The 24239-nt window shown below is 40.0% G+C and carries 25 protein-coding genes; 19 read left to right on the forward strand and 6 right to left on the reverse strand.

Annotation, left to right across the window (positions count from 1 at the left end; all coding sequences use genetic code 11):
* Positions 1 to 100: 100 nt before the first annotated feature.
* Positions 101 to 316 (forward strand): hypothetical protein, encoded by a 216-nt coding sequence (locus ACO1QW_RS14300; protein ID WP_486259633.1) that lies wholly within the window; start codon positions 101 to 103, stop codon positions 314 to 316.
* Between the two features lie 4 nt (positions 317 to 320).
* Here ACO1QW_RS14300 and ACO1QW_RS14305 read toward each other — a convergent pair whose 3' ends face one another.
* Both ACO1QW_RS14305 and ACO1QW_RS14310 read right to left on the reverse strand, forming a co-directional pair.
* Positions 321 to 1721, reverse strand: a complete 1401-nt coding sequence (locus tag ACO1QW_RS14305) for a tetratricopeptide repeat protein (protein WP_486259635.1) — start codon at positions 1719 to 1721, stop codon at positions 321 to 323.
* An 86-nt stretch (positions 1722 to 1807) separates the two neighbouring features.
* Positions 1808 to 2617 (reverse strand): cyclase family protein, encoded by an 810-nt coding sequence (locus tag ACO1QW_RS14310; protein ID WP_486259637.1) that lies wholly within the window; start codon positions 2615 to 2617, stop codon positions 1808 to 1810.
* Positions 2618 to 2785: 168 nt separating this feature from the next.
* Between ACO1QW_RS14310 and ACO1QW_RS14315 the strand changes: the two genes are divergently transcribed.
* The 7 genes from ACO1QW_RS14315 to ACO1QW_RS14345 all read left to right on the forward strand — a co-directional run bounded on the left by ACO1QW_RS14315 (position 2786) and on the right by ACO1QW_RS14345 (position 11743).
* On the forward strand, positions 2786 to 3211 hold the full coding sequence (locus tag ACO1QW_RS14315) for an SRPBCC family protein (RefSeq protein WP_486259639.1): 426 nt from the start codon (positions 2786 to 2788) through the stop codon (positions 3209 to 3211).
* A gap of 96 nt (positions 3212 to 3307) precedes the next feature.
* Entirely contained in the window at positions 3308 to 4543 is a 1236-nt protein-coding gene (locus ACO1QW_RS14320; RefSeq protein WP_486259641.1) for an exo-beta-N-acetylmuramidase NamZ family protein, read from the forward strand.
* An 11-nt stretch (positions 4544 to 4554) separates the two neighbouring features.
* On the forward strand, positions 4555 to 5265 hold the full coding sequence (locus tag ACO1QW_RS14325) for a hypothetical protein (RefSeq protein WP_486259643.1): 711 nt from the start codon (positions 4555 to 4557) through the stop codon (positions 5263 to 5265).
* A gap of 251 nt (positions 5266 to 5516) precedes the next feature.
* Positions 5517 to 8018, forward strand: coding sequence for a S9 family peptidase (locus ACO1QW_RS14330; RefSeq protein ID WP_486259644.1), 2502 nt, complete (start codon positions 5517 to 5519; stop codon positions 8016 to 8018).
* 187 nt (positions 8019 to 8205) lie between these two features.
* The gene (locus tag ACO1QW_RS14335) at positions 8206 to 10164 is read left to right on the forward strand and encodes a T9SS type B sorting domain-containing protein (protein ID WP_486259646.1); all 1959 of its coding nucleotides are present in this window, start codon (positions 8206 to 8208) and stop codon (positions 10162 to 10164) included.
* A 68-nt stretch (positions 10165 to 10232) separates the two neighbouring features.
* The gene (locus tag ACO1QW_RS14340; RefSeq protein ID WP_486259648.1) at positions 10233 to 11261 is read left to right on the forward strand and encodes an FKBP-type peptidyl-prolyl cis-trans isomerase; all 1029 of its coding nucleotides are present in this window, start codon (positions 10233 to 10235) and stop codon (positions 11259 to 11261) included.
* A gap of 2 nt (positions 11262 to 11263) precedes the next feature.
* Positions 11264 to 11743: a hypothetical protein gene (locus tag ACO1QW_RS14345; protein WP_486259650.1), complete on the forward strand. Its 480-nt coding sequence runs from the start codon at positions 11264 to 11266 to the stop codon at positions 11741 to 11743.
* Here the strand turns inward: ACO1QW_RS14345 and ACO1QW_RS14350 are convergent, their stop codons facing one another.
* Positions 11744 to 13576 (reverse strand): AAA domain-containing protein, encoded by a 1833-nt coding sequence (locus ACO1QW_RS14350; protein WP_486259651.1) that lies wholly within the window; start codon positions 13574 to 13576, stop codon positions 11744 to 11746.
* Positions 13577 to 13587: 11 nt separating this feature from the next.
* On the reverse strand, positions 13588 to 15216 hold the full coding sequence (locus ACO1QW_RS14355; protein WP_486259653.1) for a beta-N-acetylhexosaminidase: 1629 nt from the start codon (positions 15214 to 15216) through the stop codon (positions 13588 to 13590).
* A 139-nt stretch (positions 15217 to 15355) separates the two neighbouring features.
* Here ACO1QW_RS14355 and ACO1QW_RS14360 point away from each other — a divergent pair, with 139 nt between their 5' ends.
* The 5 genes from ACO1QW_RS14360 to ACO1QW_RS14380 all read left to right on the forward strand — a co-directional run bounded on the left by ACO1QW_RS14360 (position 15356) and on the right by ACO1QW_RS14380 (position 19573).
* Positions 15356 to 16231 (forward strand): TolB family protein, encoded by an 876-nt coding sequence (locus tag ACO1QW_RS14360; protein ID WP_486259654.1) that lies wholly within the window; start codon positions 15356 to 15358, stop codon positions 16229 to 16231.
* Positions 16232 to 16347: 116 nt separating this feature from the next.
* Entirely contained in the window at positions 16348 to 16794 is a 447-nt protein-coding gene (locus ACO1QW_RS14365) for a VOC family protein (RefSeq protein ID WP_486259656.1), read from the forward strand.
* A 17-nt stretch (positions 16795 to 16811) separates the two neighbouring features.
* Positions 16812 to 17570: a DNA alkylation repair protein gene (locus ACO1QW_RS14370; protein ID WP_486259658.1), complete on the forward strand. Its 759-nt coding sequence runs from the start codon at positions 16812 to 16814 to the stop codon at positions 17568 to 17570.
* Positions 17571 to 17626: 56 nt separating this feature from the next.
* Entirely contained in the window at positions 17627 to 18253 is a 627-nt protein-coding gene (locus ACO1QW_RS14375; protein WP_486259660.1) for an endonuclease III domain-containing protein, read from the forward strand.
* A gap of 90 nt (positions 18254 to 18343) precedes the next feature.
* Positions 18344 to 19573: a purple acid phosphatase family protein gene (locus ACO1QW_RS14380; protein WP_486259662.1), complete on the forward strand. Its 1230-nt coding sequence runs from the start codon at positions 18344 to 18346 to the stop codon at positions 19571 to 19573.
* 33 nt (positions 19574 to 19606) lie between these two features.
* On the opposite strand, the gene ACO1QW_RS14385 is transcribed toward ACO1QW_RS14380, so the two are convergent.
* Both ACO1QW_RS14385 and ACO1QW_RS14390 read right to left on the reverse strand, forming a co-directional pair.
* Positions 19607 to 20107, reverse strand: coding sequence for a DinB family protein (locus ACO1QW_RS14385; protein WP_486259664.1), 501 nt, complete (start codon positions 20105 to 20107; stop codon positions 19607 to 19609).
* 77 nt (positions 20108 to 20184) lie between these two features.
* Entirely contained in the window at positions 20185 to 20865 is a 681-nt protein-coding gene (locus ACO1QW_RS14390; protein ID WP_486259665.1) for a helix-turn-helix transcriptional regulator, read from the reverse strand.
* A gap of 90 nt (positions 20866 to 20955) precedes the next feature.
* Between ACO1QW_RS14390 and ACO1QW_RS14395 the strand changes: the two genes are divergently transcribed.
* From ACO1QW_RS14395 to ACO1QW_RS14420, 6 genes are all read left to right on the forward strand, one after another.
* Complete coding sequence (locus ACO1QW_RS14395) at positions 20956 to 21651, forward strand: alpha/beta fold hydrolase (RefSeq protein WP_486259667.1); 696 nt, start codon at positions 20956 to 20958, stop codon at positions 21649 to 21651.
* 1 nt (position 21652) lies between these two features.
* Positions 21653 to 22084 (forward strand): GNAT family N-acetyltransferase, encoded by a 432-nt coding sequence (locus ACO1QW_RS14400; RefSeq protein ID WP_486259669.1) that lies wholly within the window; start codon positions 21653 to 21655, stop codon positions 22082 to 22084.
* A 71-nt stretch (positions 22085 to 22155) separates the two neighbouring features.
* Entirely contained in the window at positions 22156 to 22953 is a 798-nt protein-coding gene (locus tag ACO1QW_RS14405; RefSeq protein WP_486259670.1) for a HipA family kinase, read from the forward strand.
* Complete coding sequence (locus ACO1QW_RS14410; RefSeq protein ID WP_486259672.1) at positions 22931 to 23317, forward strand: DUF3037 domain-containing protein; 387 nt, start codon at positions 22931 to 22933, stop codon at positions 23315 to 23317. The genes ACO1QW_RS14405 and ACO1QW_RS14410 overlap by 23 nt, the downstream gene beginning before the upstream one ends.
* Entirely contained in the window at positions 23318 to 23647 is a 330-nt protein-coding gene (locus ACO1QW_RS14415) for a CHY zinc finger protein (RefSeq protein ID WP_486259673.1), read from the forward strand.
* 138 nt (positions 23648 to 23785) lie between these two features.
* Positions 23786 to 24220, forward strand: a complete 435-nt coding sequence (locus ACO1QW_RS14420) for a hypothetical protein (RefSeq protein ID WP_486259675.1) — start codon at positions 23786 to 23788, stop codon at positions 24218 to 24220.
* Positions 24221 to 24239 lie beyond the last annotated feature (19 nt).

The following is a 24239-nucleotide window of genomic DNA, read 5'->3' on the forward strand; positions in this document are numbered from 1 at the left end:
ATAAATCAGCATTTCATAGTGAGGCGTGGAGAGTTTTGAGCCAGCTTATTTTGCATTACTAAAAATCTTTCGTACACTTATAACCTAAAACTAAAGACTTATGTACAAAAAAATCAACCAGGGTTTGCTCGCAGCCACGCTGCTTTTTACGGTATTTGCAACTTCATGTAACAATGAAGGCGATAAAACAGAATCAGCCGACACTACCGTTATTGTGCCGGTTCCTGTACCAGCACCAGCTGATACAACCATCATAAAAGACACCACAATCATTGATACTTCAGGTGTTCAAAAACCAGTGATAAAAACGAACTAAGCTATTAATTGTTTGATTTAAGTTTGATCCGGGTCGATTTGATCCGGATCTTTTTTTCTCCGGCAACCTTCTCACGCATCTGCACAAGTTTATCGATAAGCCAATGCTCAACACGATGATGTAACGGAATGAGAATAGATGCAATGGCCACGAAAATAAGCATCTCCAGCACAGGGGTATGATGTGTAATTTCTTTAACTGTTGGATGTAAGAGTAATGTCAGAAATTCAAAGAAGATCAAAAGAGAAAGTACGCCAAGTATTTTCACCATTCTTATCGGGATCCTTACACGGCTTAATAACAACGTAAGAATAAAGAAGCCGGGGATGAACAGGGCAATGAAGAGCATTTGCAATTGTTGAGATCGTTCTTTAGCAGCAATACGTTTATCTTCTTCAAGCTGTAACTGTCGTGTTTGTTCATTGATCGATAATATTTGCAGATCACGCACTTTTGTTTTACTGTTGATAGAATCATTTAAGGTTTGTACAATGCTGTAATAAGCAAATGCACTATCAATATTCTTTGCCTCTTTATAATAATTTTTTAAAAACTCTGCTGCATCTAATTCGTTTGATAAGAAGCTTCCCCGTTTTGCAATTGTGATCGATTCTGCGGCATAATACTGTGCCGAATCAAGCTGATTGTTTTGTTTAAACAACTTGGCGAATCCTAATGTTGTTTCACACAATAGAAAATCATCGTTGTTTTGGTGTAGGATGTTGATGGCTGCCCTGTAATTTGCTGCAGAAGAATCGAAATTTTCTTTTTTACGATAATAATGGCCCAGACCAATTTTTGAAATGCCGGCAAAATAAATGTTGTTTAATGCCTGAGCTCTTTGCAGCGACAGATCGTAATAATAAAAAGCGGAATCAAGGATATTCAATTTATCAAAAGCGTCACCCAGATTAAGTTTTACCTGGTAAATGAGGTCTTCAACATTATTGTTTGTAATAACCGAATCGGCTTTCCGGTAATAAAAAATTGCTTTTTGGTATTCCTGCTCCAACACATACACAATGCCAATGTTGATCAGCACGCTACCCATGTTACGTGGGTTATTTCTCTTTTCTTCGATCTTTAATTTTTGTAAATGATATTCAAGTGCTCTTGGGTAATTGCCAATATTAATAAACCCATTGGCCAACACACCAAGTGAACGTGAAAGACCTTCCGTATACTTGCTGGAACGGGCCATGTAAACAGCCTGCTGCGAAACGAGAATGCTTTTTTCGGGGTCGCTGTTGTTGATCTCGTCGGCATATTGCCACATTAACCGCACTTTATTTGAATCGATCTTTTCTGCACCAATAAGTTTAAGCAAACTGTCTGCAAATGGTGTTTGTGCTGTAATACTTGATACGCTAAGAAACGATAAGAAAAAAAGTTTAAGCAGTTTCATGTACAATGTGCTGATGATTTGTGGACGCTATTGATGCCGTATTGCTGAAAGATAAGCTGTAATTCAGGAAACGCAAAGCTGCTGCCTCAGGGTTCTGCCACCCATGCCATCATGCGCAATGGGCCGCCGCTGCCTCCGTTTATTTTCATGGGCAAAGCAATCACATAAGCGCCGGTTGCCGGCAATGCTTCAAGGTTGGCAACATTTTCAAAACCCGGAACATTTTCGGCATAAAACAATTGATGCGTTTTAAAATCTTTCGATTGACCGTAATCGATACTCGGCGTATCAACACCTACTGCTTTTATCTTCCTGTTTTTGATAAGCCATGCAGCAAGATCAGGGTGAATGGAAGGAAAATGAAGTCGGGCAGTTGCGGCTTCGCCTTTCTCAGCCGTGCCTAAATATTTTGCAGCATCGGGGTAAAACTTACCCCAACCGGTACGAAACAAAAGAATAGCTCCATCGGCAATTTGCCCATGTGCTTTTTCCCAAGCTGTAATATCATCAACTGTAATTTGGTAATCGGGATTGCCGTTTGTTTTTGCAGTAACATCAATCACTATTGCATCACCCTGCAACTGGTCCAAAGGAATTTGATCAGTACTTAATTTATCTTTTGCAAAATGCACGGGTGCATCAAGATGTGTGCCGCCGTGCTCGGGAGAAAAAAATGCATTGGAAGAATAATAATAGCCACCGGCAGTTGTGCCATTAAATTGTGTGTCGAGCTTAAAACCAATGGGGTTGTTTGGCCAATAAACCGTTTCGCTGGAAAAATCATAACTCAGGTCGATCCACTTTCCTTTTGCAAGAAATTGAGAGAGCGTTTGTTTTTCGGCTGGCTGATCGCATGCAATGAAAAGCAACAGCAACAGGTAGATGTATTTCTTCATTATCAGACTTTGTTTAAATATACATGTTTCTGCACAGCACCTAAACAGCGCACAGTTTTTGCAGTCGCATCTTGCCCGCAAGAATGTCGCTTTCACACATTGCAGAATCAAAAAATAGAAACGAAGTTTGTACTGTTCAAACAATCATCATCTTAAAAAATAATTCACATGGAAACAGCAACACCAACAACGATTATCATTGAAACAACGGTCGACGCACCTGTAGAAAAAGTATGGGAAGCATGGACAAAGCCGGAGCACATTACACAATGGAGTTTTGCATCGGAAGACTGGCATACACCTTGGGCAAAAAATGACCTGCGTGAAGGCGGCAGTTTTTCTTCACGTATGGAAGCGAAAGACGGCAGCATGGGTTTTGAATTCGGCGGTGTGTATGATACAATAATCACGAACGACCAGATTATCTATACAATGGGCGATGGCCGGAAAGTAAACATCCAATTTACATCCGAAGGAAACAGTACAAGGATTGTACAAAGTTTTGAAGCCGAAAGTCAGAATCCAATAGAAATGCAACGTGGCGGATGGCAGGCGATCCTCGATAATTTTAAAAAATACACGGAGCAGTTGTGACAGTGCAACCTTGTTCAATATGTGCCGGTCTTTGTTAAAGTCCGGCTTTTTTTAAGCGGTAGTTCGTGGTATTGTAAATAGAAATAGTTTAGCAATATGAAATTCTTCATGAGACCAAAAGCATTTTATCTTTTTTTAGCAGGATGTGCCTGTCTAGCTTTATTTCAAAGTGTCAGCAAGAAAAACTTTTTATCGGACGAGAAAACACAGTTGATTACCGGTGCCGATCAAACAGAAAAATATCTTTCCTATTTGAAAGGTAAACGTGTAGCTGTTTTGGCAAACCCCACCACCATCGTGGGTAAAAGACATTTAGTAGATAGTTTGCTTTCGTTGGGAGTTAGCATTGTTAAAGTGTTTGGGCCGGAGCATGGTTTTCGTGGAAAAGCAAGCGCTGGTGTGGAAGTGAAAAATGAAAAAGATCCTGCAACAGGTGTGCCCGTCATTTCTCTTTATGGACCAAAGCGTAAACCGTCAAAAGAAGATCTGTCGAATGTTGATCTCATGATCTTTGATATCCAGGATGTGGGTTGCAGGTTTTACACCTACATCAATGTGCTTAGTCATATTATGGAAGCATGTGCCGAGAACAATAAAGAATTGTTGATACTTGACAGGCCAAACCCTAATGGTTATTTAGTTGATGGTCCCATTCTTGATATGAAATATAAATCGGGCATTGGTATATTTCCAATACCTATTGCACATGGTATGACCATTGCCGAGTTTGCACAAATGATCAATGGCGAAGGTTGGTTGCCCAACAAATTGAAGTGTAAACTAAAGATCATAAAAGTGGCGAATTATAATCATGATATGGAGTACACGTTACCCATAGCACCATCGCCCAATCTTAATACGCAGCAATCGATCATGTTATATCCTTCAACCTGTTTATTTGAAGGTGTGGCACTCAATCATGGCCGTGGTACTTATTTTCCTTTTACGGTACTAGGCAGTCCATTGTTAAAAGGGAAATATCAATTTTCTTTTACACCTGTTGGTATTCCCGGTATGGCAGAAACGCCATTACACATGAACAAAGAATGTTTCGGACTTGATTTGCGTAAGTATGACATCAATCAATTGCGCAAAACAAAACGCATCAATATAGAATGGATGAAAGAACTGTATGCAGCATTTCCGGATAAAGCAAAATTCTTTGATCGTTCACAGAGTAACCAAATGGGCGACATTAATAAACTTGCTGGTAATGCAGAGTTTAAAGAGCAGATCATTGCAGGGAAACCAGCTGCCGAAATTTATGCATCCTGGGAGCCCGGCTTATCGAAGTATAAAACGATGCGCAAAAAATACTTGTTATATCCTTAATCATTTAGTTTATGAAACAACGATTGATGATTGTTTTGCTTTTCATGTTTGGCTTAATGAGTAGTTCCAATTCTTTTTCACAAACTTCTATTATTGGTGCGTGGAGCAGACAGGAAGGAACGTCTACTATTACTTTATTATTCCAGGATGGCTATTATTCCTATACAAAGTATGACGTAGCCAATAAAGTGTTCAGCTTTACCAAAGGTGGTTCATATAGTGTTGCAGGTAATCAGCTTTCTATCAAATATCTTTTTCATACGGCCGAGAAGGAAGTTGTTGGAACTGATGCTGCAATGAATATTTCACTCGCTCCGCAAACATTGAGCATTACTACCAATGGTGCCAATGAAACTTATAAACGTGTTGATGATAGTAAAAGCGTATTGGCTGGTCATTGGTTAATTACTGGTCGAATGAATAATGGAACAATGCAAACTATAACACCCGGCGCAAGACGCACTATCAAATTGTTGACCGGCACACGCTTTCAGTGGATTGCCATAAATGTTGAAACCAAAGAGTTTTTTGGAACCGGTGGGGGTACCTATACTTTCTCTAATGGCAAATACACCGAGAACATTGAATTCTTTTCAAGAGATAGTACAAGGGTAGGCGCTTCGTTAAGTTTTGATGGAAAAGTGGAAGGCAACAACTGGCATCACTCGGGACTTAGTTCAAAAGGTGAACCGATACATGAAATCTGGACGAAAGGATTGTAGAGAAAGCCGCTAGCCATTAGCTGCAAGCCACAAGCCAATGCATTTCCATTTGTTCATTGCCAATTGTCTATTGCTTATTCATTATCTTTTAAGTTTGTCTGCTTGCAGCTAAAAGCTAATTGCTAATAGCTTACCGTCCAACCGTTCATGTAATTGCCACAGCGCCGCTGTTTTTGATTTATCGTCCTCCCTTATCTTTAGCCCTTTCCGGGAATTATTCCCTCATTCCAATTCAAACAAACCATCTTCGCATGAGAATTTTTGTAACCATCTGTATGATGTTTCTGTCTGTGTCGTTATTTGCACAGCAACCTGCAGCCCGTAAAGGAAATTATGCTTTGGCTGCCCGTTTTTCACCAGAAAAAATCAATAAAATGTTATTCAGCACATCGGTTGATCCGCATTGGCTGAAACTCACTGACCGCTTCTGGTATGTGTACGAAACAAGGGAAGGAAAGACCTGGTATATTGTTGATGCATTGAAAGGAGGTAAGCGCCCTTTATTTAATCATGCAAAACTGGCTGCTGAAATAACCAGGATTGTAAAAGATCCATTTGATGCGCAACATCTCCCAATCGAAAAACTGAAGTTCACAAAAGATGAAAACAGCATTACGTTTGAAATCAAGAGTACGATTGATGAATTAAAGAAAGATACCACTGCACGTACGGGTGGAAGAGGCGGAGCTCGTCCCGGTGCACCGGCTCAAACAGAAAAGAAAATTTTCTATTTCGAATACAATCTTAACACAGCAGTTCTTACAGAATTGAAAGATTACCAGAAGCCGAAAGACCGTTTAATGTGGGCTTCGTTTTCCCCTGATAAAAAGTATATCCTCTTCTCAAAAAAGAATAACCTGTTTTACATGGATAGCGCCAACTATCGTAAAGCACAGATCAAAGAAGACGATAGCACTATTGTAGAATACCAGTTAACAACCGATGGTGTTGAAGATTATGGCTATGGTGGTGGTTTCGGCGGCGAGACGAATGTTGACAAAGAGAAAAATAAAGACAAACGCAAATCTGCTTTTGTTATGTGGAGTCCTGATGGTAAAAACTTTGTCCTTACACGTACAGATAACCGTAAAGTAAAAGACTTGTGGGTAATCAATAGTATTGCTGAACCTCGTCCTACTTTAGAAACTTACAAATACCAGATGCCGGGTGAAAAAGATGCGCCTATCCGTGAACTGTATATTTTCAATTTCGAAAGCAAAACTTCAAAGAAATTGAATGCGGCTGCATTTAAAGATCAGGAGATTGCAGTTTGGTCGGCGCCATTGAAACAAAGCCAGCGTGATGAAGAAAACCGTGCAACCATTTGGCACGGTACCAATGAAAAGTTTTACATGTCACGCACAAGTCGTGATTTGAAACGTATTGATGCATGTGTAGTAAACGTCGCCAGCGGTTCTGTTACTCCATTGATTGAAGAACGCATGAACACGTATGTTGAAAATCGTCGTGTTGGTTTGGTGAATGCGGGTAAAGAATTAATTGAATGGAGCGAGCGTGATGGCTGGGCTCATTTTTATTTGTATGATGAAAATGGCAAATTAAAAAACCAGATCACAAGCGGTTCATTCCATTGTGAAGACATTGAAAGCATTGATGAAAAAAATCGTGTTTTGTATTTCACAGCCAATGGCCGTGAACCAAATGAAGATCCGTATTACCTTCATCTCTATCGTATCAATTTCGATGGTACAGGTTTGAAATTGTTAACACGTGCAGGTTATGATAACGCTGCAAGTATGGATGATAATATCCGCTATTTTGTAAACACATATTCACGTGTGAACACAGTGCCTGTTTCATTACTGCAGGATAATAACGGGCGCACCATCATGGAACTGGAAAAAACAGATATGAGTGGTTTGCTGGAAGCTGGTTATAAATTCCCTGAGCCATTTAAAGTGAAAGCTGCAGATGGTGTTACTGATTTGTATGGTGTGATGTACAAGCCCTTTGATTTCGACAGCACAAAAACATATCCCATTATTGAGTATGTATATCCTGGCCCGCAAACAGAAGCGGTGAACAAAGCATTCGGTCGTGGTATGGATCGTGTAGATCGCTTGGCACAACTTGGTTTTGTGGTGATAACCGTTGGTAACCGTGGTGGTCATCCATCACGTAGCAAATGGTATCACAACTATGGTTATGGTAACCTGCGTGATTATGGTTTGGCCGATAAGAAATCTGCTATTGAACAACTGAGCTACCGCTATAAATTTATTGATGCAAATAAAGTAGGTATTCATGGGCATAGTGGTGGAGGTTTTATGAGTACTGCAGCAATGCTGGTTTATCCCGATTTCTTTAAGGTGGCGGTGAGCAGTGCAGGTAATCATGAGAATAATATTTATAACCGATGGTGGAGTGAAAAACATCACGGCGTAAAGGAACAGGTGAGTGATAAAGGCGATACAAGCTTTGTGTATTCAATTGAACGTAATCCGGAATTGGCTAAAAACCTGAAAGGACGTTTAATGCTAAGCCATGGTGATATTGATAACAATGTACATCCTGCTAACACCATTCGTATGGCCAATGCATTGATCAAAGCCAATAAGCGTTTTGAGTTGGTAGTGTTGCCTGGTCAGCGTCATGGTTACGGAACAATGACTGAATATTTCTTCTGGAAAATGTGCGATTATTTCTGCCGCTACCTCTTGGGTGACGATTCTCAGCCGGTGGATATGGAAGAAATGAACCGTGAAATTGAACGTGGAGATCCATCAAAATAAATCATTTGCCAGTGCTAAACGAGCCGGTCTTTAAAAAGACCGGCTCGTTTGTTTTACGGCCTGTCGGTTTTTTCAGAACTTATTTTTGATTTCAGTGAACAAACATTGAAAAGGGCAAACAACCTTGTGCTTTTTTAGTTAAATTAGTAGTCCGGTCACTATTTAACTGCTACCCGGCACTTATATTATGAAAATTCGTCAACATGAACTAATTCGTACACGAACATTCTGTTTGTTTACTTTCATGTTGATTGCTTTTGCTGCAACTGCACAATGTCCTCCCAATATCGATTTTGAACGAGGTGATTTTGATAACTGGACTGCCTATACGGGAACAGTTTCTGCCACAGGTGGAGTAAATAATATTAACCTGTCTCCCAATGGTATTGGTTTCAATGGACAACACGAAATGTTTAGCCGGGCTGTAAATGCAACCGACCTGGATACATACGGTGGCTTCCCCGTTGTGTGTCCTAATGGAAGTGGTTATTCAGTAAAGCTTGGTAATACAACGGGTGGTGCGCAGGCGGAAGGTTTGTCGTATGAGTTTACCATTCCTGCCAACATGAACAATTATTCCATTACTTATCATTATGCTGTTGTTTTTGAAGGTCCTAATCATCGCATCGAAGAACAACCACGATTGGAAATTGAAGTGATGAATATGTCGGATAACGATCTGATCGAATGTTCTTCTTTTCAATTTATTCCATTTGGTAGTGGTTTGCCTGGTTTCTTTGAAGCGCCAACCAGAGCCAATGAAAATACGCCCATTTGGGTGAAGGGGTGGACGGCTGTAACAATCAACCTGAATAATAAAGCCGGTAAAACCATTCGCTTATTTTTTAAAACGGCCGACTGTACGTTTGTGCGTCATTTCGGCTATGCTTATATCGATGTTAATACTGAATGTACCGGCGAATTTACAGGCGCTACTTATTGTCCTAATGATACAATGGTGAATGTGGTAGCTCCTTACGGTTTTCAGGAATACAAATGGTTTAACAGTAACTTCTCACAGCAGTTGGGAAGTAGTCAGCAGTTGCAGTTACGTCCTCCTTATCCAACGGGGTCTTTATTAGCAGTAGAGGTAACACCATTCAATGGATATGGGTGTAAGGATACGTTATACGCAAGGTTGGTTGATACGCTTACATTAAAAGCGAACGCAGGTCGGGATACGGTTTATTGTGGTGCTGATCCAATTCTGATTGGTGAGAACGCAAAACCCGGGCTAAGTTACCGATGGTCGCCGGCAGCCGGTCTATCTGATCCAAATATCGCCAATCCTTTTGCCACACCATCGGTGTCGACGCAATACGTACTTACTGTTTATAGTGGAGGAGGAGGCTGCTTCAAACGGGATACTGTTTTTGTTACCTCTACTTCTCCTGATACTACCTTGCAGTTCCTTGGGTCAACAATGTTCTGCAGTGCATCCCCAACAGATAGCGCCGTATTAATTGTTTCAAACGATGTATATGTGCAATGGTACAGGGATGGAATTATATTATCTGGTGCCACACAACACCGGTTACGATTAACACGCTCAGGCAGCTATTATGCTATTGTAAAAAATTCCGATGGCTGTGCATTAAAAACACGTAGCGTTACTGTTACGATTGAAGATCCTGTGCCCGGGCAAACATACCCGATACAATACACTTTCCAAAATACGCCACTTCCGTTGCAATCCCGGCCAATTGGAATAGAGGTAGCCTGGTTGCCGCCCGTGTACCTTGATAATGCAGATACAAGCTCGCCCGTTTTTGAACGTGATAATCTTGGCGAACAGTTATACCAAATCCGTATGGTTACAATGGTGGGTTGCGTTACCATCGATACACAAGTTGTAAAGACCATTAAAGAAGTAACCATCTTTGTACCCAATGCATTTACACCGAATAACGATAATCTCAATGATCGTTTTTATCCTGTTACCGATGGTATTAAACAAGTGTATTCCTTCAAAGTATTTAACCGCTGGGGACTCGAACTCTTTAACTGGACAACCGGCAGCAAAGGTTGGGACGGAACTTATAAAGGCACTGCCCAGGCACCGGGTGCATATGTATGGCAGTTCAGCGGCATTGGTATTGATGGTAGAGTCTATAACCGTAAGGGCATGATCGCCATCATTAGATAATCATTTGCTTCTTTTTCTTTCTCGCTTATTGCATGGGCTTTAGTATGTTTGAAGCCTTATTACATTTTATGAGATACAGTTTAATTGTTGTAAGTTTTTTCATTTGTATGCATTCAAACCTGTTGGCACAAAGCAATACGCTACATGAATATGCATTGGCAGATAGTCTACGAGCAAGTGGCGCAGTTGTCCAGGTAAAAGCACAACAGATCAATTCTGGAAAAGAAGTAAAAGCAGGAGTGCAGGCTGCTGACGTGAAACTCTATATTGAAGCAAATAAGAAAGAAAAGGAGATCGTTTTTAGTTTTCCTGAAACAGCAACCATCATTGCCAAAGGATTAAATGTGGAAGAAGATGGAAAGCATGAATTAGAATGGGAATATGATATTCCGCTCCATGAAAATATTCAGCTCTGCATTGGAACAGCTACCGACTCCGCTGGTAACTTTACATTGTACTCCGGTTATCTTTATTATCCATCAACCAATAAATGGAAACTGATCGGCACTTGTAAAATAACAGGTAGATGGGGTGCTTTAAAATCAATTTCTACATTCACCTCTAATACAAAAAAACAACCTGCTGCTTTAACCATTCAACAGCTTTGGGTGCAACGTGGTAATGGTTCGCTCAAAGAACTTTCTGCAACAGCAGCTAAGGCACCTGCACTTTTACCTTTCTCCAATATGGATAGTGTTCAGCAGGCTGCAAAGGATGAACAAATCATTCAACAAGCTATTTCATCGGGTAAGATTGATACGAAAGAAAAAGCGACTGATGTGTATTACAGCATGATAAAAGAGGGTACAGGTCGTAATGTATTGCTGACTGATACGGTTACTGTTTTTTATAAAGGATATTTATTGGAAGAGGGTTCCATCTTTGATCAAACAAAAGATAAACCGGCAACGTTTCCTCTAGCCAGACTTATACGTGGCTGGCAGTTGGCAGTTCCCTATTGCAAAGTAGGTGGCAAAATAAAAATAGTCATTCCTTCAGGACAGGCTTATTCTATTCGTACAAGGGCTGCAAAAATTCCACCCAATAGTATTTTGGTTTTTGAAATTGAAGTGGTTGATGTAAAGCCGAAGTTATAACTATGAAAGCAGCAACAGTACAGGAAATAAAACAGGAGTTGGTGAATTTGCCGCAATCAAAAGTAACAGAGCTTTGTTTGCGTCTTGCACGTTTCAAAAAAGAGAATAAAGAACTGCTTACATATTTATTGTTTGAAGCAGATGATACGGCTTTATACATTAAACATGTGAATGAAGAAATAGATGAATTGTTTGAAGAGATCAATAAAAGCAATGTGTATTTTGTAAAGAAGACCTTACGAAAAATTGCTCGAATTGCAGCGAAGTATATTCGTTACAGCGGAACGGAAACTGTTGAAGCAGAAGTACTCATTCACTTATGCACAAGGATAAAAGACTTAGGCAAAACAATAAACAGCAATACGATCATCAGTAATATTTATAAAGCGCAATTGAAGAAGATCAACAAGGCAATTGCTTCAATGCACGAAGATCTGCAATACGATTATATAAAAGCAGTGAAGATGCTGGAAGCAAATTGATCATATCTGTATCTCAAACTCCCAAACAGTTCGGTAAGTGGCATGCTCTTCCACATAACTTAAGAACGCTCCATAAAAAGCATCGGCACCAATGGTGGCACTATCGCCAATAACAAAGAGCTGCTCTTTGGCTCTCGTCATAGCCACGTTCATGCGACGATAATCTTTTAAGAAACCGATATCGCCATCATCATTACTACGCACAAGCGATACAATGATGTTTTCTTTTTCCTGCCCCTGGAAACTATCGATGGTGCTGATGCGAATGCCATTTGGCAATTGTTCCCTGGCCGACATTACCTGTCCTGAGTAAGGTGAAATAAAAGCAGTATGAATTTCATCAAGTTGTTCCTGCTCCAGCAATTGACGAACAATATTTAACTCGCCTTCGTTTTGTAAGCTAAAGCCATCTGGTCCATGTGTTTCGTTATAACCGGATCCGGCTGTATCAATAAAAGTAAGGTGCACGCCTTTGTTTTCTAAATGCTCAGCAGTATGTAAAAGATTGTTGTAAAAATAACTGCTGCTGAAACCGGCGATAGCTTTGCGCATGCGATACTGAATATTCAATAAAGAAACGGCTGCTGTTTTTTCAATTGCTACTTCCAGTATTGAACGATTAAAACCAAGTGCTGCAGCTTCATTACTCAACACAGTAGGTGGTAACTGCCAATGATCTCCAGCTAACACAATTTTTTCGGCCATTGGAAAAATACACCAGGCCAATGGTTCAATACATTGTCCTGCTTCGTCAATCACTAACGTATGAAATAATTGTTTAAGGTCGGCATCGTACAAACCAATTGGAGTGCCCGCTATAACCTGTGCTTCCGCAAATAATTTTTCTTCGTTGTAATGTTGAAGCTTTTTTATTTCTGTACGAATGTTTTTTACTTCTTTAAATAACAAACTTCGTTGCTCACGTTCAGCTTTTCCAAAACTTCGTTTGTATTTCAACGCCATCTTCCTGAATTCTTCGGCACGTATCTTTAATTGTTTGATTTCCTTTAATGCGCTGCTGTTATTCAGTTTTCCCTCAGGCGTATGTTTGTAAATCAATTCATCTACTTTGCTGGTGTTGCCTACACGTAGCACGTTAATACCTTGTTGCAATAATCCTTTTGCTAAATGATCAACGGCAGTATTACTTGGTGCTGATACCAATACTTTTTCACCTTGCTCCACCAGTTGCACAATTGCTTCAATGAGCGTTGTTGTTTTGCCGGTGCCCGGTGGACCATGCACAATACACAGTTGTTCATTAGCAATGATGTTTGCAATGGCCTGTTGCTGGCTTTCATTCAAATTTTTATTCCGGAATTGAATATCGCTTGCTGCTGTATGGGTGACAACAGTTGATGGTGCGGAAGTATTATGGAGTTGCTCAAATAAATTGTACAGCGGTTTATTATTTTCTAAACCCTGTAATGTTTTTTTCATGATACTCGTAGTGCGTGTATCAGGCGTCAACTTGATCCCTACACCGTTGTCTTCGATCCAATCAGGAAAATCAGGTGCAAACAAACGGAACTCGCCATTTTTGCCATCAAGGTTTAATAAAACTCCTTTTACCGGTTCCTCACCGGATATAAAACATTCAATCGCTGCTCCATCACGAAACATATTTGCTTCCGGAGGAAAACTTAATTTGAAAGTGATTTCAGGATAATCGGCATAGCCAAAATTTCTTCGTGTAACAATAATGGGATGCAAGGCAAGGCCTTCAGCTTTCAATTGTTTTAGCGTGTGAGATTGATCTAACTGGTAGCGGTTTGCCTGTTCCTTTTCTTCAAGATCAATACACTTTAGTAATGTTGTAATGTGCGGATGCATAAGTTGTTGATTTATTTATCCGCTGTCCATGTTTCAAAACCTTTGAACCAGCTGCTGTTCCAGTATTGATAGCGTGGAATAACAGTTGCTTTCAACCTTCGCAAAAAGTCGTTGTAATTTTTTAGCGCAGGTTGGCTCCACAAACTTTCACTTACAGCTGTCATACGGGGGAATACCATGTAATCAACTTTTGTACTCCATTCCATATACTCCGTCCATACATTGGCTTGTCCGCCAAGAATTTTATGCGCCAATCCCTTTTGTTTAATAGAAGCCGGAACAAGATCATAATTATAAACTTCCTCCAATGGATTATAGCCGTGTATTGCTAAACTATCTTTGGGATCCTTGCTTTGAAAATGATCGAAGTAATAAGGCTTACCCGGTGTCATGATCACATTAAAACCTTTACCTGCAGCTTCAATTGCTTTTGCATCGTTTGCCCAGTTCATTACAATGGTTGATGTGTCGAGTTTTCCTTCCATGATCTCGTGCCAGCCGATCACTTTCTTATTTTTTTCTTTCAGATACTTACTCACCTGTTCAATAAAATAAGTTTGCAATGCTACTTCATCTTTTAATTTATTGTCTTTAATGAATTTCTGCGTTGCTGCACTTTGTTTCCACCACATTTTGCTGCATTCATCGCCACCAACATGAATATAAGGTGATGGAAACAGATCAGCAATTTCATGAAAAACGGTGCGTAAAAATGTAAATGTGGCCGGGTTAGGAGCTAGGACATTGTTTACACGATTATACATACCCCATGTTGAAGCAACGCCCCATTTGTTTGTGGGATCTGTACTGAGTTCAGGATAGGCAGTAATGGTGGCACGACTATGACCCGGGATATCAATTTCAGGAACAATGGTAATGCCACGCACTGCTGCATAAGCAATGATCTCTTTCACCTCAGCTCTTGTATAATATCCACCATAACGCTTGTGTTCATAACGTGCAGGAGCATCTTTAAAATGACCAATCAGTGTTGAATCTCTCCATGAGCCAACGCTGTTGAGTTTAGGATAGGAGATTATTTCAATACGCCAGCCCTGGTCATCAGTTAAATGCCAATGGAACGTATTCAACTTATGAAAAGCGAGATAATCGATATACTTCCTGATGTAATCTAAAGGAAACATATGTCGCACCACATCTAAATGCATTCCACGATAAGCAAAGCGTGGATAATCGGTAATGCGACCAGCAGGCAAATTTATCTCTGTTGTTTTTTGCAATGGTAATAATTGAAACAAGGTCTGCATGGCATTCACCACACCACGAACAGACCTTGCTTTAATGATCACTTGCTCCTGCAGAATAGCAAGTTCATACATTTCTTCTTTGGTAATAACGGAAGTATTGAATTGTAAAACAATGGAAGCTTTGTTTTTACCTGTTCCCGCTGCCTGGAGATTTGTTTGCAGGCCACATTGTATAAGCAATTGTTGTTGCAGATAAGTTGCCTGGTCTTTAAATCTCGTATCAAATTCAATAACTCCTCCTTGTTTAAGAGTAACAGCGCCGGATGAAATGGTTTCCGTTTTTACCGGTTTTGGAACAATGTTGTTCAAAGGCTGAGCATTACTAACAGAGAAGAATAGAGCAAAAAGAATGATCGAAAAAAATCGTTGCATGCTGTAAAGATAGGAACTGGCCAAAAAGCGTGGCATTGCAATCATTACCATTGTGGAAGTTTTATGATTTTAACATTCGCTCATCATATTTTTTTATGCAGTTTAATGTCATCGTCTATTTTTACCAAAACAGCCATTTATGAAATGCTTCCTTATCACTGCATCTATTTTTATCACAACATTCGTTTCTGCACAACAGCTTCCAAAACTGTTTGAATCCGGAATTATTTCAACTGGTGGAGAGTTTGGTTTAACAATCTCCCCCGATTCAAAAACTGCTTTCTGGGTGAGATCGAATGGAGGTAGAGATACGCTGATCATTATGCAATCAGAAAAACGAAATGGTAAATGGCAAAAGCCTGTGCCTGCAGGTTTTTCAACGGCAACTGCTGAATGGAAAGACATTGATCCAATATTTAGTCCCGATGGAAAAACCGTTTTATTTCAATCGAACAGACCGGTTCCTGGTCAACCACAACGAAAAGGATTTGATATTTGGCAATCAACCAAAACTAAAGACGGGTGGAGCCAAGCAAAACATTTAGGTAATGTCATTAACACAGATTCTTCCGAATCGTTTGCATCCATCAGCGCCAATGGCACTATTTATTTTATGAAAGTGAATGAAGACGGCATCGGCAAATCCGACATTTATTTTTCAAAGAAAGTAAACGGAGCTTATCAAACACCGCAGAATATTGGTATGCCCATAAATACTTCCGAACGGGAATCAAATCCTTACATTTCAGCAAAGGAAGATTATATCATTTATTTTTCTTCTGATACAAAAGGGTATGGCGACGTTGATCTGTATATAAGCTTTCGAAAAGACGGTAAGTGGACCGAACCAAAAAATCTTGGTTTACCAATTAACTCTGCTGATGCCGAATTTTGTCCCTTTGTGCAAGAAAAAGAAAAGCGCATTTATTTTGCAAGGCAGAAAAAGATTGCCGGTTCTAACCGGTTTATAGAAGAACACTATTGGTTTCCCTTTGATGTAAATCAATACCGATAACACATAAAAGCAGTGAATGCCGTAATTCACCCTACAGATTGTCGTTAATACACCGTTCATTCCTTGCAGAATGGTTTTAAGTTTGTTGTGTTAATTTCCAACAAAAACTTTTAATCATGCAAAAGATCACTCCGTTTTTATGGTTCGATGGTAATGCTGAAGAAGCCATGAATTTTTATTTGTCTGTGTTTAAAAATTCGAAAAAGATTTCAACCATGCCCGGGCCTGGCGGAACGGTAATGGGTGTTACGTTTGAGCTAAACGGTTTAGAGTTTAAAGGATTGAACGCCGGACCAATGTTTAAGTTTAATGAAGCCATTTCGTTTTTTGTAAATGCCGATACACAGGAAGAAATTGATTACTATTGGGAACGTTTAACGGCCGATGGTGGCAAGGAGAGTATGTGCGGTTGGTTAAAGGATAAGTTTGGATTAAGCTGGCAAGTTGTTCCATCGGTGCTTGGCGAGTTGCTTGGACATCCCGATCGTGAAAAAGCCAGTCGAGCCATGCAGGCAATGATGCAAATGAAAAAGATCATTATTGCTGATTTGCAGAATGCATAAACATCAAGCATTTTAAAATGACTAAAAAAACTGCTGCTGGCAAATCAACTTCTCTAAAAGAAGAAAAACTTACTGCAAAATTATTTGTTGAGCGGTTGAAGGCCATGCAGTCTGATGTTGAATGGAAAAAGATTCAACGTTATTTTAAAAGTGAAGAGGGCGACTATGGTCATGGTGATCAGTTCTTGGGTGTAAAGATGGGTGATCTTTTTAAACTTGCTATTTCATTTGCAGGCTTACCAATTACTGAAATTGAAAAATTGCTTGATAATCCTATTCATGAAGTAAGAGCAGGAGCTATTAGTATAATGGATAAAGAATCACGGACTAAAAAGATTACACCCGAACGATTGAAGTCTTTTTTTGAACTCTATATCCGCAAGCATGATCGTGTAAATAATTGGGACCTCGTTGATCTTGGTTGTTTGTACATGACTGGGAGTTATCTGTTTGATAAGCCCAGAAAGATCTTGTATAAACTGGTGCGTTCAAAAAATATGTGGGAAAGACGCACTGGTATTTTAAGCACCTGCTACTTTATCAGGCAAGGTGATCTTGATGACACTTATAAGCTCGCAGAGCTTTTGCTGAAAGACAAAGAGGACCTTGTGCACAAAGCAACCGGATGGATGCTTCGTTTTGCAGGCGATAAAGACACAAAACGATTACTGATTTTTCTTGATAAGTATGCGGCTGTTATGCCTCGAATAATGCTGCGCAATTCAATTGAGAAGATGAGTAAAAAAGAAAAGATGCATTACATGGCGTTGAAGTAAATTCAATTGGTGGTGTTTTTAAATAGCGTAGATTTATTTACATAAAGTCATTCATCATGCCCACTAAAACTAACTGGCCAGAAGCCATTAAACCATTACTGAAAAAATACAAAGGCAAACAACATCCTCTGGATTATAAAAATACTTACCAATTGATGGTGATGGTCGTATTGTCGGCTCAGGATTCAGACAGGAACATCAACAGTCTTGCACCAAAACTGTTTGAAGCATATCCAAACATGCAGGCCTTAACAAAGGCAACAGAAGAAACTTTATTTCCCTTTATCAGTAAGGTGCGCAACTTTGGTAATAAAGCAAAATGGCTCACCGGTATTGCAGAAAAGATAAAAAAGGATAGTAATATCCCAGAAACACTTGATGAGTTGGTTGAGCTGCCAGGCATCGGTCGTAAATCGGCTTGTGTTATTCTTCGTGAAAGTGGTAAGCCAGCTGAAGGTGTTATTGTCGATCTGCATGTTGTGCGAGTAGCTCCACGGCTTGGCATTGCCACAGGTACCGATCCAAAAAAAATAGAAAAACAGATCATGGAAGTGCTGCCGCAAAAAGATTGGGATGCAGGCATGGCCATGTCGTTTTTAGGAAGGGAGATATGCCGGCCCACACCCAAATGCGAAGAGTGTTTAATGAAGGCTGTTTGTGAATATTATAAAGCCAATAGTTAAACCCAATTTGTATAATTAAGGTGTTGGTTGTAATATTGGGCTGCAGCAAATTATATCCGATCGCTGCAATTGTAAAAGCCCATTCTGAAAATGGAAAACCAAAAACCTTCTTCTAACCGCCGTAAGTTTTTGATAAATGCTGCTAAAGTAGCAGGCGTTGGTGCGGCGGGATATATCTACATCAGGGGTTGTAATTCCGATGATAAAACAGTTGTTGTTCCTCCACCCGTTATTCAGCACGAATTTCTAACACAACCCTACCTGCATACGCTTGATAACAGGCAAATGTTTATTCGGTGGATCACTAACCGCAACTGTTACAGTTGGGTGGAGTATGGTGAAACTGCTACGCTTGATAAAAAAGTGCATGCTGTTACCGATGGCTTGGTAAATTCAAATAACCGGGTGCATGAAATAATATTAGAAAACCTTACTCCAGGTAAAACCTATCAATATCGTGTTGCTTCAAAAGAAATCAGGCGTTGGGATGAAGATGTTGCTTTGTTTGGTGAAACTATCTACAGCAAAAATTATACATTCAAAACACTTGCAGATAATACAGATGAAGTAAACATGCTTGTTTTAAATGATCTTCATGATACACCATCTTCCTTTCCGCACTTACTAAAATTAAACGGGAATGATCCTTATGATCTTGTATTCCTAAACGGTGATATGTTCAACTATCAAACGGGAGAAGCACAGATCATCAGTAGCCTTGTGGCACCCTGCACAAATGGGTTTGCGATGCAAAAGCCAATGTTATTTGTAAGAGGCAACCATGAAGTGCGTGGACCATTTGCCCATCAATTAAAAGATTATTTCTCCTATCCGCAGGGATATTATTTTCATTTCCAATGCGGTCCTGTATTTGCGATTGCACTTGATACGGGTGAAGATAAAGAAGATGACAAACCTGTATATGCAGGGTTGGCAGCGTTTGATGCATTCAGAGAAAAGCAGGCAACATGGTTGGAAAAATTAATGCAAACAGAAGCTTACAGAAATGCACGCTTTAAAGTTGTATTCATGCACATTCCACCGTTTTATTCTAATGATGCTCATGGAAGCACCCATAGCCGCAAATTATTCTCACCACTATTCGAAAAATATAAAGTTGATGTTGTTGTATGCGGCCACACACATGTGTATGGTGTGCATCCACCTGTAAAAGATCAACACAGTTATCCCATCATTATCGGTGGAGGACCCAAACCTGGCACAAGAACATTGATAAAGATTAATGCCAATCAACAGCAGTTGAATCTACAAATGCTTAATGATGCAGGTAAAGAAGTTGGTAGTTATAAGATAACATAACCGGAGCTTAACCAAGCCCCGGTTAGCATTCGCCTAATTTAAACTTTGCTCATCGGCACTCGGCCCATAACTTCCCGGAATTGGAATATTAAGTAAACGGAGATATACCCCCAATTGTGCACGATGGTGCACCACCTGGCAAAAACAATGACGCAAAAAATCACGCTTTAATTCATTGCTGAAAATGTTTTCACCGCTACGCAGCGCCCAGCGGTCGGTAAGCTGTTCATCAGTTGCCGAAGACAATGCGTTTTTACCTTCTGTCAGCGATTGTTCGAAGTAAGAAAGTAATTCCTGTTCGTTTGCAATTGGCACAGGACTGTAAGGATTTGCTTCAAAATCCAGTTCTTTTGTATTGATGACCATCCTCACCCAGTTTGGCAGCTCAGCAACATGCGTGGCGAGCCTTTTCAAGGTCATGCTCTTCGGATGTGGTTGCCAATGAAAAAGATCAGCCGGTACACGTTCCAGCATTTTGCGTGTTGTTACTGCTTCATGATTAAGTTCGTTGAGAAATGATTCGGTAAATGTCATGATGTTTTGATTTTGATACAAAACAACAATCACCCGCTGACAACCCTATGGCAGTGTGTTTTTCTCATACAAAAAAATTAATAACTAACGGGTAACTGCTTCATGAAATCGGAAATACTCATATGATCTTTCTTTTCAAAAAGCTGATCGGTTACCTGTAATTGTTGTATGCGCTGTAATTTAAAATCCCGGTATTCATTGCGCAGGTAGCACCAGCCGATGAGATGCCAGCTGAAGGCATAATAAATAAGCCCGATGGGTTCTAATTTTCGGTTACTGCTTTCTTCTTTCGCATTCCTGTAATCGATGTTAATAACTGTTTGGTTACTGATAGCCGCTTGTAATTGAGAAAGGTATTCGAAATTAAGTTGCAGGTTAGGATGCATTTGTATGCGAATACTGCTATCAAGAAGATCCAGTTTTTCTTTTTGTGTGGAACGAAGAACCGCTTTTACTTTATTCAACGCTGAAGAGTAATGTTTCTGGATGGACTTGTCTGCAAACCCGTATACCAACGATTCAGTGAGCAGCAACGCATTTGCTTCTTCACTGCTGAATGCTACAGGTGGCAGAAAATAACCCTGCACCACAAAGTATCCCCGGTTCGGTTCAAAGCTTACCGGTATGCCCAACTCCACTAATGCTTTTACATCACGATAAACAGTACGCACACTAATATTGTATTTATCAGCGATCTTTTCTGCCGGCACATATTTTTTTGATTGCAGGAGTGTAACAATTCCTAAAAGACGATCCATGCGGTTCATGGGGTAAAGTAAATGGATTTTCTTTGTACCCGGAAATTACTACCTGTTGTCGGCATATTAAAAAATCTGTTTATTTACCACATGAAACATCTGTTGTTATTACATGGTGCTATCGGTTCAAAAGTGCAACTGGAACCATTGACCAACTTGTTGAAGAATGATGTTGTTGTTCATGTGTTCAACTTCAGCGGGCATGGAGGTAAGGTGTTTAGCGATGAACCCTTCTCAATACAGGCATTTGCTGCTGAAGTGGAAAAATATCTTTCATCCGAAAATATTTCTCAGCCTTCTGTGTTTGGTTATAGCATGGGTGGTTATGTGGCATTGTATCTTGCAAAAGTGCGACCTCAACTCCTCGGTAAAATTGTAACGCTTGCAACAAAATTTTATTGGGATGAAACGGGTGCAGCAAAAGAAGCGGCCATGTTAAATGCAGAAGTGTTGCAAGAAAAAATACCGGCGTTTGCGGAACAATTAAAGCAACGACATCATCCAAACGATTGGAAACTGTTATTTGAGAAAACAAAAAAAATGCTTTTGCAAATGGGCAAGGAAAATCCTTTACAGCTGCGTGATTATTCAAACATACGTCAGCCAGTACTTTTATTATTAGGCGATAATGATAAAATGGTGACAAGAGAAGAAACGGAAGCTGTGCAGCAGGAATTGCCAAACGGACGATTTCAATTGCTGGAGCAAACTTCTCATCCTATTGAAAAAGTAAATACTGCTGTTCTTGCTGGTATCATTCTTGAATTTTGTAAAGAAAAGGACTGAAATGATCAGGCTTGCAATTGAAAGCGATTATCCTGTTTTAATTGGTGTGTGGGAAAGTTCCGTAAGAGCGACGCATCATTTCCTGCCGGAAGATTACCTGCTGGAAATTAAAATAATGTTGCCTGCTGTTTTTCCATCTATTCCCGTATATGTTTATCTAAATGACAGCAAACAAATTCTTGGATTTGCCAGTGTGGCAGCAGGAAAAATTGAAATGCTTTTTTTGAACCCGGATGCAAGAGGGAAAGGAATTGGTAAAACACTGTTGCTGTATTGCATGCATATTCTTGGTGCTTATGAGTTAGATGTGAATGAGCAAAACCACCAGGCTGTTTCATTTTATCAACACATGGGTTTTGTTGTTGTCGATCGCAAAGAAACCGATGGTTTGGGTCGGCCATTTCCATTGCTGAACATGAAGTATAATCATTGATGTGTCGTTATCCTCTTTTTGTTTTAAGATAATCTTGGTTTAGCTTAGCATTTTCTATCAATAATTTTTTAATGAATAAACAGTCTCCCGATATCAGAACGGTGCAGGTTACACGCTATGTTACACCATTGCGTGAAGGGGGATCGTTGCCTGCCATTGCCGAAGCGGATGATGGTTTTTTGTATGTGTTGAAATTTCGTGGAGCAGGGCAGGGAACAAAAGCATTGGTGGCTGATTTGATTGGTGCTGAACTTGCAAGAGCCATCGGTTTAAAAGTTCCCGAGCTTGTTTTTGCCGAGCTCGATGAAGCATTTGGCCGTATGGAGCCTGATGAAGAGATACAGGACCTGTTACGTGCAAGTGAAGGATTAAATCTGGGGCTTCATTATTTATCAGGAGCAATTACCTACGATCCGGCTGTTTCAAAAATCGATGCAGCAACTGCATCGAAGATTGTTTGGCTCGATGCATTACTTACTAATGTCGATCGTACAGCACGCAATACCAATATGCTCACCTGGCGAAGCGAATTGTGGATGATCGATCATGGAGCTTCCTTGTATTTTCATCACTCGGGTTATCAGTGGGAAGAACAGTCATTACGACCATTTGTACAGATAAAAGATCATGTGCTGCTGCCACAAGCAAAGCACCTTGAAGAAACAGATCGTATATTGAAACAAGTTCTGCTGCCTGAGCTCATTCACGCAATTGTTTCCGTTGTTCCTGATACCTGGCTGAAAGACGAAGAAGGCCAGCGATCAGCCGATGAAATACGCAACGTATACTATCAATTTCTCACAACAAGAATAAATCATTCATCCAATTTTGTAAACGAAGCTATCAATGCCGGTAAAGTTCACATTTGAGTATGCCATCATACGTGTAATGCCACGTGTTGAACGGGAAGAATTCCTGAATGTGGGCGTTATTGTATTCTGCAAACGTCCTGCTTTTCTTGAAATGAAATATGTGCTGGATGAGAACAGGATAATGGCTTTGTATCCAAAAACGGATATCGAAGATGTGCGTCAACATTTACGGGCATTTGAACAGATCAGCAAAGGAAACAAAGATGCTGGTCCCATTGCATTGCTTGATCATGCTGCAAGGTTTCGTTGGCTCACTGCAAAACGTAGTACAGTGGTGCAAACATCAGCAGTACATCCTGGTATATGTAACGATACAGAGAAGACCGTAGAAAAATTACTTGAACAACTGGTGGTAAGTTAAATGCAAGCAATGATTGAAGTAAAAGGAAAACCGGTTGACGATCAGACACGTTGCACACATTATCATTCAGCTCTTGACGTGATTGCCATTAAATTCAAATGCTGCAATACGTATTACCCTTGCTATTATTGTCACCAGGAAACAGCCGGTCATGCTGCTGAAGTGTGGGGCAAAAATGAATTCGGAACCAAAGCAATTCTCTGCGGTGTTTGCAGGCAGGAGATGACCATTAACGAATATCAAAACAGTAATTATCATTGTCCCCATTGTAGCAGCAGCTTCAACCCCAAATGCAGCAACCATAATCATCTCTATTTCGAGGTAGAATAACTTACTCCTTTTTCTGTTGTAAAAATGGATGTTAATCAGCTAAAAAAATAACATTCGTCATTACCTGCATTTTGCAGATGTTGGATTTTTATACCTGTTATTCAACACACACATTTCTTAACGATTGAATTATTTAGTATGAAAAAAGAGTATTGGATCAACGTAAAACACGTTGACAACAGGCTGGTAATATTTCTTAACGGCGAAACTGTTTGGGACAGTGGTATTGTACATGGTGATCCTGAGATCAACCAATTTATCAATATTACTGATCTCCTGCAGGAACATCCCGAATACAGCAGCGAACTGATTTTCGAAGGATTTAACGACACCTATAATTCGAACGGTGTTAATGATCAACTAAACCCATGGCATTTTCAGTACAGGGTATTTGCAAAAACCATCGATGAAAGCGGAAGGGTAATTCGGGAAATTGATTTAGTACGACCTTATAACGAACGTCATCTTTCCAATCCTAACATAAAAGCGATTGATAATAGTTACCAACTCGCAATGAAAGAACAAGAGTTTAAAGTGATCTCTCATTCACTTTCACAACGTTATTGCCAATAAAGGCTGTAGTGGTTGAGTT

It is taken from the genome of Lacibacter sp., from assembly GCF_057361365.1.